We start from the raw sequence: 20,326 nt of genomic DNA, 5'->3' as shown, positions 1-20,326 counted from the left end.
AATTGAGAGCTGAGAGTTGAAAATGAGGGGACGGTTAATGAAATATCTTTTATGGATTACCCTTTTTCTGTTCGGGGCGGGCATTTATGCTATGCATGCCGGCTTCCTGGACATTACCCCTTCCCTGCCTGAGCGAAGCCTGCCCGCGGCCCCACAAGACACCGTCACCCGCTTCCCCGTAGCCAAGACCGTTCCGGAGGATCTGAAAGATTTCGAGAAACAACATCCCGCTGACCTGCGCGACCCGGAGAATGTGAAAACAACGGTAGAGTACGATATCCGTACGGGACATTATGTCGTCCGTACCCGCATCGGTGAGATGGAGATCAGTACCCCCATCATGCTCACCCCCGAAGAGTACCAGGACTATAGCCTGCAACAGTCCTTACGCGCCTACTACCGGCAGAAAAACGAAGAAGAATTCCAGAAAGAGACCAATAAAGAGCTCAACCTGACCGATCTCCAGTTTGATATCGGTGCCGCCGAACGCATATTCGGTCCCGGAGGTGTACGCGTCCGTACGCAAGGAACCGCGGATATCACCATGGGCTTGAAGAACAACACCACCAAAGACCCTTCCCTGCCGGAACGCTCGCGTAGCCGGACGTTCTTCAACTTCGACGAGAGCGTGCAATTGAATGTCCAGGCCAAGGTCGGCAGCAAAGTGAGTTTCGATATGAATTACAATACCGAAACTTCTTTTGATTTTGACTCCAAGAAACTCAAACTCGCCTACCAGGGCGAAGAAGACGAGATCATCAAGAACATCGAAGCGGGGAATGTGAGTATGACGACCAACAACTCCCTGATCCGCGGGGGTGCCGCCCTGTTCGGGATGAAGGCCGACCTGCAGTTCGGGAAACTCAAGGTGAACACCTTGTTCGCCCAGCAGGAATCCGAGTCGAAAACAGTGAATTCCAAAGGCGGCGTACAAACCACCCCGTTCGAGATCACCGTCGACCAATACGATGAGAACCGCCATTACTTCCTGGCGCACTATTTCTACGACAATTACGACAAAGCGCTCAAGACATTGCCTTACGTCAATTCGCCGATCACGATCAACCGGATCGAAGTGTGGATTACCAATAAACGCAACGACTTCAATGAAGCCCGTAACATTGTCGGGTTCTCCGACTTGGGAGAGTTCTCCCATATCAGTAATCCGACGTTTGTGCAACGAGCCGGAAGCTCGGATATCCCGCAGAATGCCGCCAATAACCTCTACCGGAACATGGTCGACAATTACCCCGGCATACGCGACGAGGCCCAGGTGAATAATATCTTAAGCGCTATCCTGACCAACGGAACGGATTACGAAAAGGTGACCAGCGCACGCCGCCTGAAAGAGTCGGAATACATCCTGAACAAACAACTGGGTTATCTCTCGTTGCGTACCCAACTGCAACAGGACGAGGTCTTAGCCGTTGCCTTCGAAGTCAATTACGGCGGGCAGACCTTCCAGGTCGGTGAGTTCTCGTCCGACAAGGTGGGTAGCGATACGAATACATCCCCCACCCTGATCGTCAAACTGTTGAAAGGGGTTACCTCCGCACCCTCCATGCCTTTCTGGCGCCTGATGATGAAGAATGTGTATTCTTTGAATGCCTATTCCGTGCAGAAAGAGAATTTCAAGATGGATATCCTTTACCAGAGCGATACGACAGGGACCTACCTCAACTATATCCAGGATGGGAATATCAGTGAAGAGATCCTGTTGCGGGTGATGAACCTCGACCGCCTGAACTCACAAGAGAATGCCTACCCCGACGGCTTCTTTGACTTTCTGAACGGCTATACGGTCAACGCGGAGACCGGGCGCATCTTCTTCCCCGTTGTCGAACCTTTCGGCTCACACCTGAAAGAAAAGATCGGCAACAACTCGATTGCCGAGAAATATATCTACCAGGAGCTTTACGACTCCACCAAAACGGTAGCCCAACAGATCGCCGAGAAAAACAAATTCATCCTGCGCGGGGAATACAAAGCCTCCTCGGGCGCCCAGATCGATCTGGGATCGACCAATGTGGCGCGCGGATCGGTCACGGTGACCGCCGGAGGCATCGTCCTGACCGAGAATGTAGACTATACGGTGGATTACACCTCCGGTATCGTGACGATCCTCAATGAAAGCATCGCTTCGAGCGGCTCCAATATCCAGGTTCAGTTAGAGAATCAGTCGACCTACAACATGCAACGCAAGACCATGGTGGGGCTCGACCTGAACTACGATTTCACGCCCGACTTCAGCCTGGGAGCCACCATCATGCACATGTCGGAGATGCCGCTGACCGTGAAGACGACAACGGGCGACGAATCGGTAAAGAACACCTTATGGGGACTCAATACCTCCTATAAAAAAGAAAGCCAGTTATTGACGAATATGCTCGATAAGCTGCCGCTCCTGAATCTGACCAAACCCAGCCAGATCGCTTTCAATGCGGAGTTTGCCCACCTGATCGCCGGGCATTACGAGAACAAATACTCCGGCGCTTACTCCTACCTGGACGATTTCGAATCGAGCCAAAGCGGATTCAACCTCTTGAACCCCTACTCCTGGCAGATCTCCAGTACCCCTTACCAGGACGGCGCCAACCCCCTGTTTCCGGAAGCGTCCATCTCAGACAATGTAGACTACGGAAAAAACAGGGCTTTACTCTCCTGGTACTATATCGACGGGATCTTCAACCGCTCGAACTCGACGAACATACCGGGAATCGACAAAAACGAATTATCCAACCATTATGTGCGGGCCATTCCCGTGCGTGAATTGTATCCGGATAAAGACATCTCGACCAACGAGACGTCCGTGCTCTCGGTCCTCAACGTAGCGTATTACCCGAACGAACGTGGTCCGTACAACCTCGATGCCCAGGCATTGAACAGCGACGGAACCCTCTCTTTCCCCGAGAAGCGCTGGGCAGGGATGATGCGACGAATCGAGCAGAGCGACTTCGAGACCGCCAACGTGCAGTATATCGAGTTCTGGCTGATGGACCCCTTCCTCTACGATACGAATCCTGAAGGAGGAGACCTCTATTTCAACCTCGGGGAGATCTCGGAAGATATCCTGAAAGACGGAAAGAAGTTCTTCGAGAACGGCCTGCCGGTCAACGACGACGAGACGAATATCGATTATACCCACTGGGGTAAGGTGCCGCGAATGACCAGTACGGGGTATGCTTTCGACAATACGGCGAATGCCCGCCCGAAGCAGGATGTCGGATTGAACGGCTTGAACTCGGAAGAAGAAAAAACATACGGCGCCTATAAAGAGTTCTACGATAACCTGCCCCTGGTTTTATCGCCCGAGATACTAAATGCCATGCTCGACAACCCGGCTTCTCCATTGAACGACCCCGCCGGAGATAATTATATGTATTACCGCGACGACTATTACGAATCGACAGAAGCGGGCATCCTCGAACGCTACAAACGCTATAACGGTACGGAAGGCAATTCGCAGGAAGCCTCCGGCAATAACAATTCCGCGTCCAAGACCTTGCCCGATGTGGAAGATATCAACCAGGACAATAACCTGAACGAGACCGAGAAGTATTTCGAATACAAAGTATCCTTGCGTCGGGAAGACCTGGTGGTGGGGCGTAATCATATCGTGGATGTCAGAGACACCACTGTGCGCCTGCCCAACGGCAGTACGGAGAACAACAAAGTCAGATGGTACCAGTTCCGTATCCCCATCAAGAGCTACAACCGTACGGTCGGCTCCATCAGCGACTTCAAGACCATCCGCTTTATGCGTATGTATATGACCCAGTTCACCAAACCGACCGTATTGCGCTTCGGCTCTTTCGACCTGGTGCGTGGCGACTGGCGTACGTACGAGCAGGATTTATCGAACCCCAACGTGCCACCGATCGAGAACGGTACGCTCACCGTTTCTTCCGTCAATATCGAAGAGAATAGCCGGCGTACGCCTGTCAACTATGTCATTCCGCCGGGCGTCACCCGTATGGTCGATCCGGGCCAGCCGCAACTGACCCAGGAGAATGAACAGGCTTTGTCTTTGAAGGTTACCCGGCTGGCACCTGCCGATGCGCGCGCCGTCTATAAAAATACTTATTTCGACCTTCGCCAGTACAAACGCTTGCAACTCTTTACCCACGCGGAAAAGTTTATCGACGATGATACCGGCTTGTCCGGTGGAGAGCTCTCCGTCTTTATCCGCTTGGGATCCGACTATAAGAACAACTACTACGAATACGAGGTTCCACTGACCCTGACCGATCCCGGATCCTATTACGAGACGGAGTCCGACCAGCGGAAAGTATGGCCCGATCAGAACAAGATGGACTTCCGCCTCGAAGTGCTCACCGAATTGAAGAACAAGCGCAACAGAGCCAAACGGAATGGTGAAAGCGGAGCGGAATATCATCAGGTCTTTTCGGATGTCGACCAGGACAACAACCTGAATACGATCCGCATCGTGGGAAATCCCAGCCTGGGCGAAGTGAAAACGATCATGATCGGGGTGCGCAACAACTCCAGCAGTGTGAAGAGCGGGGAGATCTGGGTCAACGAACTGCGCCTGGCAGGCTTCGACGAAGAAGGGGGCTGGGCAGCCAATGCGAACCTGAATATCGCGCTCTCCGACCTGGGAACGGTCAACGCCAGCGGACGGATCGAAACGGCAGGCTTCGGCGCTTTAGACCAGTCGCTGATGGAACGGCGCCTGGACGATCTGAAGCAGTTCAGCGTCGCAACGAACATACAGCTCGGGAAGTTCTTCCCCGAAAAAGCAAAAGTGAATATCCCCTTCTATTATGCCTATTCGAAAGAGACGATCGACCCGAAATACAACCCGTTGGATACTGACGTCAAATTGGAAGACGCGCTCGACGTCGTAGAGACCCAGGCGGAGAAAGACTCCATCCGGCGGTTCGCGCAGGAACTGACAACCGTCAAAAGCGTAGCTTTCAATAACGTGAAGGTTGACGTGCGCAGCAAGAACCCCATGCCCTACGACCCGGCGAACTTCTCCCTGGGGTACTCCTTCAGCGAGACCAGCAAGCGCAACCCGGAGACCGATTACGAAACGCAGAAAGACTACCGCGCGAACTTCGCCTACGACTATACCCCGTACGTGAAGCCCTTCCGCCCGTTCCAGAAGATCCAGAAGAACAACGGCTACACCAAATACATCAAACAACTGTCGTTGAACTACCTGCCCAATAACATCAGCTTCCAGACGTCGATGAACCGGAACTATTACGAGATACAACTCCGGGATGTCAGCAACTCGGGCTTGAAGATCGATCCGTCGTTCAGCCAGAACTTCCTCTGGAACAGGGCGTTCAGCCTGCGTTGGAACCTGACGAACAACCTCAATTTCAGCTTCACCTCCGGCACGAACGCCCGCATCGAAGAGCCTTACGTGCAGGTGAATAAAAAGCTCAACCCCGACGACTACGGCATCTGGAAAGACTCCGTGATGCAGAGTATCCGCAACTTCGGTACCCCGCTGGAATACGACCAACGTTTCCAGGCGAACCTCACCCTGCCGTTGCAATACATCCCCGTACTCGACTGGGTGAACAGCAGCGTCGGTTATACCGCCACCTACCGCTGGGAACGCGGCGCTACGGTCGACGACGAAGACATCGAGATCGGCAATACGATCCGCAACCAGCGCCAGATCGATATACAGGGAGGATTCAACTTCCAGACGCTCTACAACAAAAGCGCTTTCCTGAAAAAGGTAAACCAGCGGTTTGCACCCAAAACCACAGCGACAGCCAACCGCCGCCAGCAACAGGCGGAGGTGAAGAAAGCCGCCAAGGTGGAACTCGAGGTCAAGCTCAACCCCGACAGCGCCACACTGATCGATCATAAACTATTGAACGACAAAGTGATAATCACCGCCCAGACCCTCGACGGCAAACGCTATCCGATCAAATACAAAGCGATCAACTTCTCGCAGGCCAGTATCCTGACCCAGGATACGGTCGCATTGAAAGTCACCGTCCGCCCGGGCGAGAAGCCATCGTTGAAAGGAGTCACGCTGGAGGTCGCCGAATACTCCGCCCGCTTCCTGATGATGCTTCGCCGGTTTAATATTCAATATACCACCGGCGACGGCATGTACCTGCCCGGCTTCCGCCCCGAGATCGGAGGCATGTTCGGCCAGCGCTCGGGAAGCACCATGGCGCCGGGACTGGGCTTTGCCTTTGGCGACGTGCGCCGCTCGTATATCGACGAGGCCTTCCGGCAGGGATGGCTGGTGACCGATACCAGCAATGTGAACGCGGCGATGATCAACCGGAGCCGGAACCTGGTCTTGCGTGCCAACCTCGAACCGATCAACGGCCTGAAGATCGACCTGAACGCCACACGCTCGACCTCGAATAGCCTGGAAGTACAATTTATGTACGACGGCATGCCGCAGATCGAAGGCGGTAGCTTCAATATGACTACCATCGCCCTGTCGACCGCTTTCTCGGGCACCGGCAATGTGGACAACAATTACCAATCCGCTCCTTTCGAGAAATTCCTAAGCAACCGCGATATCATCCGAAACCGGTTGCAGCAGCAATACGAAGGCACCACCTACCCCGATCAGGGCTTTATCGCAGGAACGGGGCTGGGCGGCCAGGCGTACAACGCCGAAGTGGGCACCGTCGACCGCAACTCCGCCGATGTACTGATCCCCGCCTTCCTCTCCGCCTATACGGGAAAGAATGCCGGCAGTATCGCGCTCACCGCTTTCCCGTCATTGGCGTCCTTATTGCCCAACTGGCGCATCACCTACGACGGACTGATGCAGGTGCCTTTCTTTAAGAAACGCTTCAAGAGCTTCTCGATCAGCCATCAGTACCAGGCGAACTATACCGTCGGCACCTTCTCGTCTTACCAGAACTGGGTCGATGCCGGCCTCGATGGCTTAGGTTTTATCCGCAGCGTGCAGACGGGCAACCCATTGCCTTCGTCGCCCTATGAGATCGCTTCCGTAGCAATCTCCGAAAGGTTCAACCCCCTATTGGGCGCCGACGCGACCCTGTTGAACAATATGACGGTACGCGCCATGTACAACCGCAGCCGCAACCTCAGCCTCAATATCTCTTCGTACCAGATCGTCGAAGCCTTAAACAATGAGATCGTCGTCGGCCTGGGCTACCGCATCACCGAATTCAATAAGATTCTGAAAAGAAAAGGCTCGCAGAACTTCAGCAACGACCTGAACCTCAAAGTCGACTATGCCCACCGCAAGCAACAGTCGTTGATCCGTAAGATCGAAGACCAACTCACCCAGGCTACCAGTGGGAATATCGCCAAAACCCTCTCCTTCTCGGTCGACTACGGTGTCAGCCGGGCACTGACCCTGCGTGGATTCTACGACCTGCAGATCAACGAACCTCTGATCTCCAGCAGCTCTTTCCCGACCTCCAACTCCAACTTCGGTTTAAGCATCCAGTTCTCCTTAACGCAATAGTTAACGGGCAGGCAACTTACATTCCTCTCGCCCAACGGCGGTAAATCTATCATTTTGCTCTTTCCGACCCGTCGGAGCAGAAAAAGTTGGTTACAATTGATCAATTGCAACATATTCTATTTTCCCAATCCATATATTTGCCACAAACAAAGAGAAACAATCAATCGAATCATACACCGAATAAAACAAATGCATAATGAAACAAATTGTACTTCTTCTGATCGCCCTATTCGTTCCGGCAGGAATATTACAGGCAGAGCCCGACACCTATTGGGCAAACAACGCAGCCACCCAGTTTGCCGGTGGCAACGGTGAATCAGCCGAAACGGCTTATATTATCAGTACCGCGGCTGAACTGGCTTTTTTCGCCAATGAATTCAACGCCGGCAAAGGTGATACCTATCGCGGGAAATACTTTAAACTGGATCCGGCTGATGATACGGATTATATTGATCTGGCAGCACATCTTTGGAGGCCGGTTGGAAGTACTCTTGATAACAATACCGCTTTCCAGGGCCATTTTGACGGTGGCGGATGTACCATCCGGAATATCCAAAGGATCGGGGGGTATCAAGTTATGGGTTTTTTCGGTTGCCTAAAAGGAAGTAACGACTTTCCGGTCACCATTCAAAACCTAAACCTGTCAGACGGAGCCATACAGGGAATGACCGATAATAACAGTTATACCGGCGCTTTGGCCGCTGCCGCTTTTGGCACAATTACCCTGAAGAATTGTGCGGTCGATGGGATGGCGATTACCGGGGGAAGCAGATATTCCAGCACGGGGGGATTAATCGGATGGGCCTACGAAGTAAACCTTACGATGCAATCCTGTGCAGTCCGGACAAATATACAGGGAGGTGGGACACAAAACTCCTATACCGGCGGATTGGTGGGTGAGTTAAATGGTACCTTAACACTAACCGATAGTTATTTCCAGGGAATAATAATAGGAGGCGAAAGTGCAACTATTTATAATTCTACCGGCGGATTAGTGGGATGGGTAAGCGGTAATTCCACCTTTAAAGCGACCAACTCTTATGTTTCCGGCCAGGTGATTGGAGGTAAAAGTGGTTACCTTGCCACCGGCGGCTTAGTGGGGTATGGTGATAGCAATTCCTCCCTCTCCTTTACCCACTGCCTGGCTGTACTGGAGGACTTATCCGGTCCCGACGGTTCTGCGATCCGGCGGATTATTGGGGATAAGGGGGATGATGTTACCTCCACGATCACCAATACCTATGCCTCAGTAGAAACAAATAATTGGATAGATCATGCTACCGATAACGGTACGAACTGGGACGGTAATCTCTCCGGCCAACCCATCTTAAGCTGGAACACAGACAATATCTGGGTAAAAGACCCCACAGGTCAAACCCTACCTGACCTGAGAGGGCTTTTCTTCTATCAAGGCACAGGCACAATCAATGACCCATACCTGATCTCTGGGCCGACCAAACTCAATCGGGTGCGTTACGCACTGGATAAACACTACCGAATGAGCCAAGATATCAACCTGAGCAAGCGGCTGGGGAGTTCCAAGGCCCCCGGCGAGATCTATGGCGCAGCTGGCTGGTTGCCGATAGGTAATTGGGATGCCGCATTTACCGGCACATTCGATGGCGGCGGATTTACGATCAGTGGCTTATGGATCAATAGAGAAGAGACTATTCTGGTAGGCCTTTTCGGATATATCGGGGGCGAAAGCATAATCAAAAACCTGACCGTGGAGATACCGGAAGGGGAAGTGGTCAAAGGAGATGGTCATGTCGCTGGGCTGCTTGGCTCGGGCGATAGTAATACCACCCTGCAAGACTGCCGGGTAACCGGTGGCGGTACAGTCACAGGCAATACTGAAATCGGCGGACTGGTGGGTTATATGCATGGTTCCATACTTCGTTCCGCGGCGACGGTGGAGGTAAGTGGAAAGAATCATATCGGTGGCCTGGTCGGCACTTTACATAATGGCTCCGCCACCCAGAGTTACGCGACCGGCCAGGTAACTGTTTCCAATGATACAGGTGCCGGCGGCGGACTGGCAGGTGATCTAAATAGCGGTTCCCTCTTCCAATGTTATGCCCTGGGTGATATCGAGGGAACAGGTAATAACCCACGGATCGGCGGATTAGTGGGTAGTCAAGATGGAAGTATCACCCAATGTTATGCCGCCGGCGAGGTGGATACCGGCAATGGGTATAGAGGCGGATTGTCAGGAGAGCGAGGTGACGGTCGCCCGCTCAATACGTCCTTTTACAATATAACCGAGAACCAAGCCCTATCAGGCGTTGGCTTCGGCGATTCGAACGGCGCAACCGGTATCACCACCGAAGAGATGCAAAAACGTGCCACCTTCCTGGCGGCGGGATGGACATTCAATCAGGCGAACTGGTCGATCCGGGAAGGCGAGGCGTTCCCGCATTTTAGCTGGGAAGAATGGGATGGTTACCCACCGGCCACCACCCTCCACAGCATATGGCTGGAAGTTGGGGCGGGCATTACCGTTAACCATCAGGCGGGCGAATTGCTGATTACCGAGGAGGATCATCTCTTCCTGAACTTCTGGGCAGACGAGGCCGGCATCACAAGCGACGATATCCTCCTATGGATCGATGGAGTGGAAACGGCATTCACCCCGACCATCGGTAACAGGGGCGGCAGTTATATCCTCAATCCCCCCACCGCGGCACAGGCAATCGTGATCGCCCTGCGCCAGTACACCGTCACTCTGCCCACACTGCCCGAAGGCTTTACACTCACCCCCGGCGCCGGCAACCACCGGGTGGACTACGGCAAGCCTTTCCAGTTTACCGTTACGGCGAATGATCCGGAAGCCCTGAACGGTCTGAAGATCTGTATCAACGGCGTAGAGCTACAGCCCGATGCCAATGGCCAATACACCATCGACAGCGTGACCGGCCCGATCACCATCACCATCGAAGGATTCGACACCACCGCCAACGCACGCCTGGCCGAAGGAGAAGTCACCCTCTCGGTGGTCAACAATCAATTGTATATGGTCAATACCACAGACAGACCGGTGCCTGTCGCCGTGTACAACCTGACGGGCAAGAACATCGTATCCCTGCCTGCCCTGCGCGGCTCGCAAACCATCACCTTACCCGCCGGCATCTACCTCGTACGTACCGGCCAAACCCGCACCAAACTCCTTATCCCCTAAACACAATACCCCCTTATTATATGCAATAGCAATCCCCACCGGCAGCCCCCCCAAGGCTGCCGGTTCTTTTTCCAGTAGAGGGAGTGGAAGAAAATCTTCCGATTTTCTTCCGTAGTTGGTAGTGGGTAGTTAGTAGTGGGTAGGCGGATTCTAATGGTTAATGATTAATGGTTAATGGTTAATGATTAATGATTAATGATTAATGATTAATTGAGAAGGTAGGAGGCGGGGTGGTGGGGAATAGAAGGGAATTTGAAGATTTCTGAACTTTGATTCTACTGATTAAATGATGAATTATGAGTTAGGTTTTGTGTACAAATCAGTAGTATCTAAGCTCCTCTCCTGGACAGGAGAGGGGGACCACCGCTTGCGGTGGTGGAGAGGTTGTCTTTGTTAGGTGACTATATACCAATAAATTACTAATAGGAACAACCACTCCACCGCTGCAAGCAGCGGTCCCCCTCGCCTGGCCAGGCAAGGAGCCAAGATAGCAACAGTCGCAAATCTTCACTTTTCACAAGATTTGAAACGCCAGACCCCCCTTCTCCAAAACATCGCACTTTGGTCGAAAAAACATTGCACTTTGGTGAACAAAACATTGCGCTTTAGGCGACGAAAGTGCAATGTTTATTTTGGGCAGCCTACACATAAAAGTTTTACACCCCCTTCCACCTTTCACCCGACAGCCAGATCCCTGTATTGATCAGCGTTTCGGGTGAAGGATGGAGGCTTCCCGAAAAAGGCCGCCGGAGTTTTCTAAAAGGCCGCCGGAGTTTTCCAAAAGGCCGGCAGGGTTTTCCAAAAGGCCGGCAGCCTTTTCGGCAAGGTCTGACGTTTTTTTAAGTATGTCTTTACCTTTCACCCGAAATGCTGATCAATACAAGGATCTGGCGACCGGGTGAAAGGTGAAGACCGGACTAAAAACTTTTATGTGAGAAACTTCCGGTAGTTTGCGCGCAAACTACTAATACTTTATCGCCAAACTACCGGTAGTTGGTACGCAAACTACCGGAAGTTTGCGAAGGGGATATTAATGTCTTATTTTCAATGGTTTAGAAATCGCATTGAAGAAAATCTTCCGATTTTCTTCGGTAGTGGGTAGTGGGTAGTTAGTAGTTGGTAGGCGCGGAGCGGTAAATCGAAGAAAATGGGAAGATTTCTGAACTCTGATTCTACTGATTAAATGATTTACTATGAGTCAGGATTTGTGTGCGATCGTCCTGAAAGGACAATGAGCGCTGAAAGCGCGTAATACATCAGCCCGGGGTCAGAACCTTGAAGAGGTTCGCCACCCCGGGTTAGGGATATATATAAAAACGGAGCGCTGAAAGCGCGAAAGATTTGCTTTCGCGCTTTCAGCGCTCCGTTGTGTGTGGGTGTGTTCCCGACCCAGGGTTGCGTAGACCTAACGGCCTACTTACCCTGGGCTGGGCTCTAACGCGCTTTCAGCGCTCACTGTCCTTACAGGACACAAACAAAATACATAAATCCGTGTGATCCGTGCCTAAAGAACTTATCGCTGTCGGATAGGGGTGATCACGACATAGCCATCAGAGCCAGAGAGACGCGGATTGGTTGGGAGGGTGTAGCCGGAACTGTTTGCCTGAGTGATGCTAAAACTGGCACCACCGGCACCGCCACCGCCGGAACCGGCTGCATTAAATGTAGCACCCCTGGCACCACCGGCACCACCGCCGCCACCTCTCACATAACCGCCGCCACCGCCGCCGCCGCCGCCGCCGCCGATAAGTAAAGCTGTACCGATAGTGTAGCCATCGCCACCGTTACCTCCAGTAGTATCGGAACTATTACTTCCATCTCCGTTGCTACCTTGTCCGCTATAGCCAAAGCCACCAACACCGCTTCCATAGCCGCCACCGCCATTACGATCGCCAGTAGCGTTATGACGGTCATATCCGATTTTTCCATCCTCTCCGTTGTTATTGGCGACACCTCCCGCACCTCCAATACCTCCGTCAGGAGGTCTGGTCCCTGATGCTGCGCCGCCGCCGCCACCACCACCACCAGCGATCATAACTTTGGCTCCATTGCTTAACACGCCCGAAGCAGCTCCACCACCCGCACCTGCATTTCCTGCACTACTTCCATTTTGACCATTGCCTCCATTACCACCATTGCCAAGTCCATAATTTGGCCCCAAAGCGACTCCTCCTGCTCGGTTATCTGTTCTTCCTGATGCTGATGAACCAACCCCTCCGACCTGTATGGAAAGAACCTCGCCTTTACTGAGAGAATAAAGCCCACGTACATTCGCCCCCCTTCCTCCAGTGCCGCCATAATTGTTGTTACCATTAGAGTTGCTTCCAGTCCCCCCATCGCCCCCCCAGGCCTCTATATAATACAGACCTGATTCGGTAAGTGCAAAACTTGTCCCTTCCGCATATTCCGCCGCGGGGGCCACGTGGATCCGATGGATCTTGCCTCGTTCGAAGTCTACGCCCGAGGTGGTGGTTAATGTTTTGTAGGCATATTTTTTGGGATTCGCTGTGGTAAAGGTAAAGGTGAACGTATGCCTGGAGAGGTCTTTTACCGGCATAGGGATATAAAGAAGTTGATCATTGCCGACGGTAAGGCCGTCGGTGATATCGATGGTTACGCTATTGGAGCCTTCTGTAAACTCATAGTTGCCGGTAGAGGGGTAGTACACCATCGTCCCATTGATGATATTATCCGATCCATCGACCGTCATCGTAATGGTGGTCACGGGATCGGGCAGTAGCCGCACGTCCATATCGATCGCGGCGTACGACAGGATATGTTCGTACGTGAAGTCGATACCGCCTAACTGGCAGACCGGATTCTCTACCTCCCCTTCCGGATAGGAGATCTCCGGCTCTTTATCGCGCTCAATGGCTATCATTGGCGCGTAGATCTCATTCACAAAGGTATCGGGAACGAGGGTATAGGAAGCGGGCATAGTAAATGTCAAGCTCGCGGGGAAAGAAGTGCCGTCCACCCCGTTCAGATTGGCAGGGAAGTAAGAATAAAAGTCAAAGGTGGGTCCACCATCCACTAAACTCATAAACTGATCCTGCTCCAGCTCCGCAAAAAAGGTGGTGGTTGAAGCGGGTACCGGATTTATGGTTTCCAAAAGCATCCCTCCTTCAAAGCCTCCAATAACAGTTGTCACGTCGACAGGAGTAACAGCCATCACCACCTGATCGCCCAGTTCCCATAAATAGGGATATCCCTCAACGGTTGGATCAAGCGTAGCACGTGTATCCGGCATATCCCCCTTGGTCAGCGTACGTCCGGCGGATACGGCAAACGAATAATGGGTGGAAGGGTCGTACGCCAACTGCTCTTTCTCTTTATCCTTATGAAGCCCTTCTTCATTGTTGCACGATACCGCAAACGCGGCAAGGACAACCATCAACAGGCATAGTATATCGTTCTTCGTTTTCATCTCTTGATTATATTAAAACCAGGTATCCCCTCCATCTTCAGGTGGTGTCAACTCTCCGTTGATCGCCACATTCAGATACATCCGTCGGGAGTCTGCTACCACATTGCCAACACCGTTTACATAGATGTTTACCGTGTAAATACAGTTCCGGTCGACATCAAAATTATTATAGATTGGCGTATTAACCTCATCGTATCCCTTACCGACAACGACGTAGGTCTGAAGTACTTCTTCTTTTTCATTGACTGTAACATTGCCCTGAAAACAGATCTCAAACGCGTATTCAGGCGCCAGTGCCTTCCGGTCATACACATTCGTACTGGTCAAGCCCGACACAGTCCCCCTGCGGTTCTCCAGGCAATAGATATCGAAATTATACTTTTTATACGCTCCTTCGGTAGTGCTTGTACCAATACCTGTTAGAGAAGATCGAGTATAACCGGCAGCGGGAGTCGTCAATATTTGCGGGTAATCACCATCAAGATCATCATTCGCCCGTTCGACGATCCAGGAGTTTGCCGGGATATTGTTCGCATAATAGGAAACCAAATCGACCTCGGAGTTCGCATGGTTATAGATATTAACCGCGACCTTGGTGTATAAGCGGCGTAAGGGGAGTGTAACCACAGGATACTTACCCTCTCCGTCCAATGCGAGGCGTTCGGGCAAGACCACCGTTTCAAACGGACTTTCTGTGGTGCCGCTTATCATCGGCATTTTATCAGGCGCTGCGCCGGGTTGCTCGACCGCGGAGATAAAGTATTTCTGGGCAAGACCATCCAGTGTCTTTACATCGTCGAAGTAGGTATCCGCCGTAACCTCTTCGTCATCGGGGCAGTTGGCATCATCGAGGTTCGCAATAGCAAAGACCTTATATGTTGCTCCCCTTTTCAGGTAGACTCTTTCGTTGTTGCCATAGTTAATCGTGCGGCAGTATAAAAACTCGTATGTATCTTCCTCTGTGGCTTGAAAGACGATAATCGTCGCATTGTCAATCTCGCCCTCGCCACGTGTCACCTCTACCGCGCTATCCAAGCCCACCAATTCGATAGCGACCCATTCATCGTCTTCCGGAACGGGCACTTCCGCTTCATTGCATCCGGCGAACGCGATCACCAATAACAGGGCATAGATTATATATCGTATCGTTTCTTTCTTCATCTCTTTACTCTATTAATCAAAGGTTTGATCAAACGTCCATTCCTCCGCCGCGGCGACTTCCAATACGATATCCGCTGTCTCGACCATCGTAAAGGTTAGCTTGTAGATGGTCCCCGCCAATGGGAGATCATCAGTAGGGAAGGTATAGGTGGCGTATAATGGATTATCCTCATCTCTTACCTCCGTAATGATCCGGAACGTATAGCTTTGCGCAGGCATGGCAAGCATATAACCAAATTCGATAGGTGTGGCAGGTGTATCCTCCTCCGTAGGATAGGGCAAAGGCAATGCGTCATTCGAGGAGCGCACCGCCGAATAGTCGGTTTGGGTATCCTCCGCCGCGTCGAAAAGTTCATCATCCCACTCCTCAGCCTCAGCCTGCTTACCGATATTCAACCCTATGAATTCAGGCTGATTCATCAGTTCCACAGAGAGGATATTGCCATAACGCATCTCCGCCAGTTCGCTTTCAGCCACGAAATGGCAGCGCAAGGCGGTGAGTTTGTGTGAGAAGTACAGTGACGTATCGAATGGGGCTTCAATATTAGCAAATCCCATCGTTGAAGCCATAATATCCTGGCTTCCGTCGACCTGGAAGACAACCGAGGCGCCTTCATCGTCCCAGATCATCGTTTCATTCTCTTCCTCCTCGACCTTAGCAATATCATAGACTGCATGATAGGGATAGAACGCCACCAGAAAATAGGTAACCCCGCCCACCATCTCGTCGTAGAACACCTGCTGAATGGCAGTTCCCATGCGGTTGGTATATTCGATATTGCCCGTCCAAACGGTACTGGCGTATTTCCCGAGTTCGTTTTCGGGGTCTTCGGGTTCATCGGCTTCACCTTCGTAATTTTCAGGTTTGTCGCCCGGATACTGGCCGCCGAAGAATCCGCGGTCAAGGTAAGTGGTCTCGTTATCCCAGTCTTTGATGCCTGTTAGAGAGAAAAGCTCTGTCGTTATGATACCGATCTCCAACTGATAAGGCGGTAGGCTTTTTGTGCCTTGCTCTCCTGCACCTGCGATGGGGTGGATCATCCCGCCCGGGTCGGGCACGATAGGGCTTCGGGTGGTGAAACTCTGCGCTTGCAACGAACCGCTCAGCCTGAGCCGTGCCCTTTCGGGCTGCTCTTCCGGCAGGGGGGAGTGTTCTTCCCCAGTGCATCCCCCAAATAATGCGACACCACATAAAGCGATTAGTATATATAGCGTTTGTTTCATCTCAACCAATTAATACGTTTCTATCTCCCGCAGGGGATCATCCTCTTCTTCCAGCCATTCCGCTATCGGGTTGCTGCTATGGAAGGTGATACGTGCTCCCTCAGTGGATAACTTCACAATAAATGTCATCACATAACCTGGCTTATTCAGTTTGACGTCGGGGAAAGGCATCGTGATGTACCGTTCGATATCTTTTTCCGGATCATCTTCTAAACCGGTATCATAGGTAAAGGCTACGTTCACAGCGGTTTCATTCTCACTCAACACAATACTCTGTGGGATGATCATCAGGCAATGATCGTAGGAAACGCCACCCATAGGGTACATTGAATCGGCCTTCACCACTAGAGGCTCATCCTCAAGGTTATCAAAATCATAGTTTACGGACTCATATTCTCCGTTGGGCAGTTCAGGGATACTGTACCAGGTGGCGGTAGCCATATCAAACAGGCCGGTATTGATGATGCGCCCTGCTGTCATATTGAATTCGGTAACGGTATAAGCCTCATCCGCATGTCCGGATTGTTTCTCCGCCGCGATCATAAAGCGAAGCCAGAGCAGCGCGTGTTTCATATTAAGCTTAACCGTACCCCTGTTCTGTTCGGTGTAATTGATATTGGCTACATCCGTATTATATACCGAATAGAGCAGATCGGTATGCTCGCTCATTGCCTCCGGTACGCTGTAGATGATCCGTGGAGAGCCTTTATCCGTTACAATCGTTATCGACTCGTCAGGGAATTCATCCTGATAAGGCGAATAAGCAAAGAAGGTATTCTTCAGAGCCGAATTGGATGGCCAATAGACGGGCTGGTCGTAGATCCAGGATACGCCTCCGATCTCTTCTCTGTAGGCAGTCACATTATCGAATAAGTTGGGATCAGATGTTTTCGCCTTTATATCAAAAGAATCTTCGGTGGAGTAACCGATAAGACCGAGCGAATAGATCGAATCTTTATGCGTCGTTACCACCCCTTTGCTCAGATTTCCGTCCACCAGAAACCCTACCGGATGTGCTTCGACCCGAGGTGGCACAGGCTCTTCCACCGGCTCTTGGCTGCAACTCCATAAAGCGGCGGCCAACAGCAGAAGTGCGAGATATGTCGTTCGGTTTATCATCATTTCCTTTTTATTATAATCGTGCCTTTATCGGTCAGAATAGGCGAAGGTTGGATCTGGACAGTATCTCCTTCGGCACCTCCCGCTTTCGGAAAGCCATTGGTGGCGGGTAGCGTGGCAGCTGTGATCCCGTCAACGATCTCCTGATCCGTATCTTCCGCCCACTTTGTCCAGTCGACCGTCGGATAATCCGCTATCTTGATTGTCTGCTTGGCGGGCGCGAGTTCCCAATTCGTGTCATAATTCTTCAGAACGACCTCCCAGGGTTTGTCATCACTGGGATCGTCTTCAAGGGAGCCGGGATTCGTACCCCAATTACGCACCAGCTTCTTCAGGTCGAACATCACGTGCTGCCCCGACTTGAAACTGGAAAGCCAAGACGCAAGAACATTCACATCAAACTCCATATCGTGATCGACATCGTTCACACCATACAAGCCAAAATAAGAGTAGGTATGCGAAATACTATTCGCATTGATTGTATTGAGTGCGTTAAGCGCAAATAGCATATTCTTCGCGTCGCGCGTTCTATCCCAGGTGAGCATAATCGTTTGCAATACCAGGCTTGCAGCCCATCCGCTAAGTTTAATATTATCCTCGTTAGCAAATTCCACAGAGATCTCATCCCCCTGGAAGTTTAGGATGATATTGAATGAACAACCGCGGGTATTGCCGGTAAACGCTCCGCCCTCGGTCTTTTCCAGCTTCAACGGGACTGTCCTGACGCTCCCGTTGGCGGTCGTTATCGACAAGGTGTAGGCAGCACTGCCGCTGATAGCCGTCACCGGCGCCGCAAGGATATAAGCCTGGGGCTGAGGGGTTTCATCCTCATCGAGAGTGGCTAAGGAGAGTATGGTAACCGGAGTCTCGGTGGAGACCGGTGTATCATCTTCTGAATATAGATGTGCGTTTATTGTTGCGTTGCCGGTATAAGAGGGAGCGGCTTTTTCGAGATCCGTTCCTCCCAAGGTGACCGTCACCGTATTGGGCACACTGGTTAAGGCCAATGCCGTAATCTCGCCCCAGGCGTTAGGGATGCCACCGTCTTCCCCTACAAGGGTGATATTCAGGCGGGTCAGGAGATGCTCAAACTGGAATACCGGCTTACTTGCCGCCTGCGTGATATCCGAGGTGACCTGCGGGGCAAACATCACATCTTCTTTGCCGGTGAAGGTAAAAGAAGCGGTAGTTGTCGGACTGCTCCAGGTGGTATCCGGATATAAGCCACAGAAATAATGATCCCCGGTCAGTTCATAATAATTCTTGCCATCAAAGTCTTCCGTATCATAAGGGGTTAACTCTTCTCCCGTGAACGTCATCGTGCCATTGGCATGCCAGGAACTATACGAACCGGAGGTAGTCGAAGCAAGCACCCGGGCTTTTAGCGGATGGTCTTCACTTGGAGTAGTCTCGTCATAGGGTGCCTTTGTCGCCACCGAATGCAAGGATACCGCCTGGGCACTTGCCCGGATCAGCCTACCGTTGCCATCGAGACCAACACCCCCTCCGTTCTCATCCGCCGAACAGGCGAACAAAACCAGAAGGGCTGTCAGACAAAGGGATACTATGACGAGAGGTTTATTCACTTCTTATATGTATGTTTTTACTTTACAGTTTCCTCGGCGCTGCCGGATTCTTCCCAACCAGTAACCGTAGCGGTGGCTTTAATCTCTGTTGTACCAAAGGTCAACGTGATATTGAAGGATTTGCCTTGGGTGCTTCCTGTGAAGGTGTCACTGTCCAACCTTTTTAAGCTTATCCCTACTTCACGTCCGGCCTCATACTTCTTAGACTTGATTTTCAACGTATAGTCGAGTGTGCCGTCAGCAGTGATTGCTTCCACCATGGCATACGCTGCAAGTGGAGTGGCCTCATAGCTTAATGTATACGCGGCTCCTGTTTCAGCGTTCACCTTAGGAAATACTCCATCGCTATAAATTACCGAAATCGATTCATCCACTTCTGTTTCTTCTTCCGCAATATAAAATGGGATCGGTGTGTCTTTTGCCGGAACGCTTGAGAACGTGATCTCGGCGGCATAGGTTTCTTCGCCTTCCTCACCACCCTCGACTTCCACAGTTCCCGTACTTATAGTAATCGTATTACTTGCCGCAGCATCTCCTGCTTTCACCAGCTCTATTCCTGTTATTTCTCCCCAAGCGGCTTGTGCGTTTTCGTTCTCCGCTTTTAGATACACGTGCAAGAGCGTCAGTTGGTGTGCAAAAGCAAGAGCCGGAGCTTTACCATCCTCAGCAAGATACTCCCCTTTGCTCTTCGATACCTCGCCGGCATGCATCACATCTGCTTTACCGTCGAAAGTAAAAGAAGCTTCGCTCTTCTCTGCAGAAAACGTCCAATCCGGATCGCCTTCCGTAGCCGCAGTCGGATACAATCCGATAAAATAAAGCGGTATAGTTTCATCAGCCGGATAATAAGGATTCTCCGCACCACTGTCATAAGGCGTTTCACCTGTTTCTTTCGTGGCGGTTACCCCCTCAAACGTCATCGTTCCGATAGAATGACGCCCTAAATAATCACCGGAAGCCAAACTGGAAATCACCCATGCCTTCAATGGCGCAGCTTCAGTCGGCGTCGTTTCCGTATACGGCGCTTTTGTCTTCACATCAATTGTCAGGCTTTTCGCACTCAGGGTAATTGCTACCGGCGGATCTTCTTTGGGAATATCACTCCCAATATCTTCCGAGCCTGAGCTGCAAGCACTCAATAGGCAAACGGAGAAAGCAAATAATAAAAACTTTTTCATTTT

The 20,326-nt window shown here is 51.5% G+C and carries 8 protein-coding genes; 2 read left to right on the top strand and 6 right to left on the bottom strand.

Features of this window, described 5'->3' with window-relative positions:
* Positions 1-22: 22 nt before the first annotated feature.
* Positions 23-7,450 (top strand): cell surface protein SprA, encoded by a 7,428-nt coding sequence (gene sprA / locus M2133_RS06240; protein WP_277465166.1) that lies wholly within the window; start codon positions 23-25, stop codon positions 7,448-7,450.
* Between the two features lie 196 nt (positions 7,451-7,646).
* Positions 7,647-10,628 (top strand): T9SS type A sorting domain-containing protein, encoded by a 2,982-nt coding sequence (locus tag M2133_RS06235; RefSeq protein ID WP_277465165.1) that lies wholly within the window; start codon positions 7,647-7,649, stop codon positions 10,626-10,628.
* Positions 10,629-12,141: 1,513 nt separating this feature from the next.
* Here M2133_RS06235 and M2133_RS06230 read toward each other — a convergent pair.
* Genes M2133_RS06230 through M2133_RS06205 form a run of 6 tightly spaced genes read right to left on the bottom strand, consistent with a single transcriptional unit; the run spans position 12,142 to position 20,323 of the window.
* On the bottom strand, positions 12,142-14,055 hold the full coding sequence (locus tag M2133_RS06230; protein WP_277465163.1) for a hypothetical protein: 1,914 nt from the start codon (positions 14,053-14,055) through the stop codon (positions 12,142-12,144).
* A gap of 12 nt (positions 14,056-14,067) precedes the next feature.
* Positions 14,068-15,216 (bottom strand): hypothetical protein, encoded by a 1,149-nt coding sequence (locus tag M2133_RS06225; RefSeq protein ID WP_277465162.1) that lies wholly within the window; start codon positions 15,214-15,216, stop codon positions 14,068-14,070.
* A gap of 12 nt (positions 15,217-15,228) precedes the next feature.
* Complete coding sequence (locus M2133_RS06220) at positions 15,229-16,440, bottom strand: hypothetical protein (RefSeq protein WP_277465161.1); 1,212 nt, start codon at positions 16,438-16,440, stop codon at positions 15,229-15,231.
* A 9-nt stretch (positions 16,441-16,449) separates the two neighbouring features.
* A complete protein-coding gene (locus tag M2133_RS06215) occupies positions 16,450-17,562 on the bottom strand; it encodes a fimbrillin family protein (protein ID WP_277465160.1) in 1,113 nt (370 codons plus the stop codon).
* The gene (locus M2133_RS06210) at positions 17,559-19,145 is read right to left on the bottom strand and encodes a fimbrillin family protein (RefSeq protein ID WP_277465159.1); all 1,587 of its coding nucleotides are present in this window, start codon (positions 19,143-19,145) and stop codon (positions 17,559-17,561) included. The genes M2133_RS06215 and M2133_RS06210 overlap by 4 nt, the downstream gene beginning before the upstream one ends.
* A 17-nt stretch (positions 19,146-19,162) precedes the next feature.
* A complete protein-coding gene (locus tag M2133_RS06205; protein WP_277465158.1) occupies positions 19,163-20,323 on the bottom strand; it encodes a fimbrillin family protein in 1,161 nt (386 codons plus the stop codon).
* Positions 20,324-20,326: the final 3 nt, after the last annotated feature.

Source organism: Parabacteroides sp. PF5-6 (genome assembly GCF_029504695.1).
Taxonomy (GTDB): domain Bacteria; phylum Bacteroidota; class Bacteroidia; order Bacteroidales; family Tannerellaceae; genus QVMG01.
The sequence above is the reverse complement of the archived record's forward strand: the minus strand, read 5'-3'. Positions and strand labels throughout refer to the sequence as shown.

Excerpts from the sequence above, each read along its gene's own strand:
- M2133_RS06230 (WP_277465163.1), bottom strand. The coding sequence starts at position 14,055 with ATGAAAACGAAGAACGATATACTATGCCTGTTGATGGTTGTCCTTGCC.
- sprA (WP_277465166.1), top strand. The coding sequence starts at position 23 with ATGAGGGGACGGTTAATGAAATATCTTTTATGGATTACCCTTTTTCTG.
- M2133_RS06225 (WP_277465162.1), bottom strand. The coding sequence starts at position 15,216 with ATGAAGAAAGAAACGATACGATATATAATCTATGCCCTGTTATTGGTG.
- M2133_RS06220 (WP_277465161.1), bottom strand. The coding sequence starts at position 16,440 with ATGAAACAAACGCTATATATACTAATCGCTTTATGTGGTGTCGCATTA.
- M2133_RS06215 (WP_277465160.1), bottom strand. The coding sequence starts at position 17,562 with ATGATGATAAACCGAACGACATATCTCGCACTTCTGCTGTTGGCCGCC.
- M2133_RS06235 (WP_277465165.1), top strand. The coding sequence starts at position 7,647 with ATGAAACAAATTGTACTTCTTCTGATCGCCCTATTCGTTCCGGCAGGA.
- M2133_RS06205 (WP_277465158.1), bottom strand. The coding sequence starts at position 20,323 with ATGAAAAAGTTTTTATTATTTGCTTTCTCCGTTTGCCTATTGAGTGCT.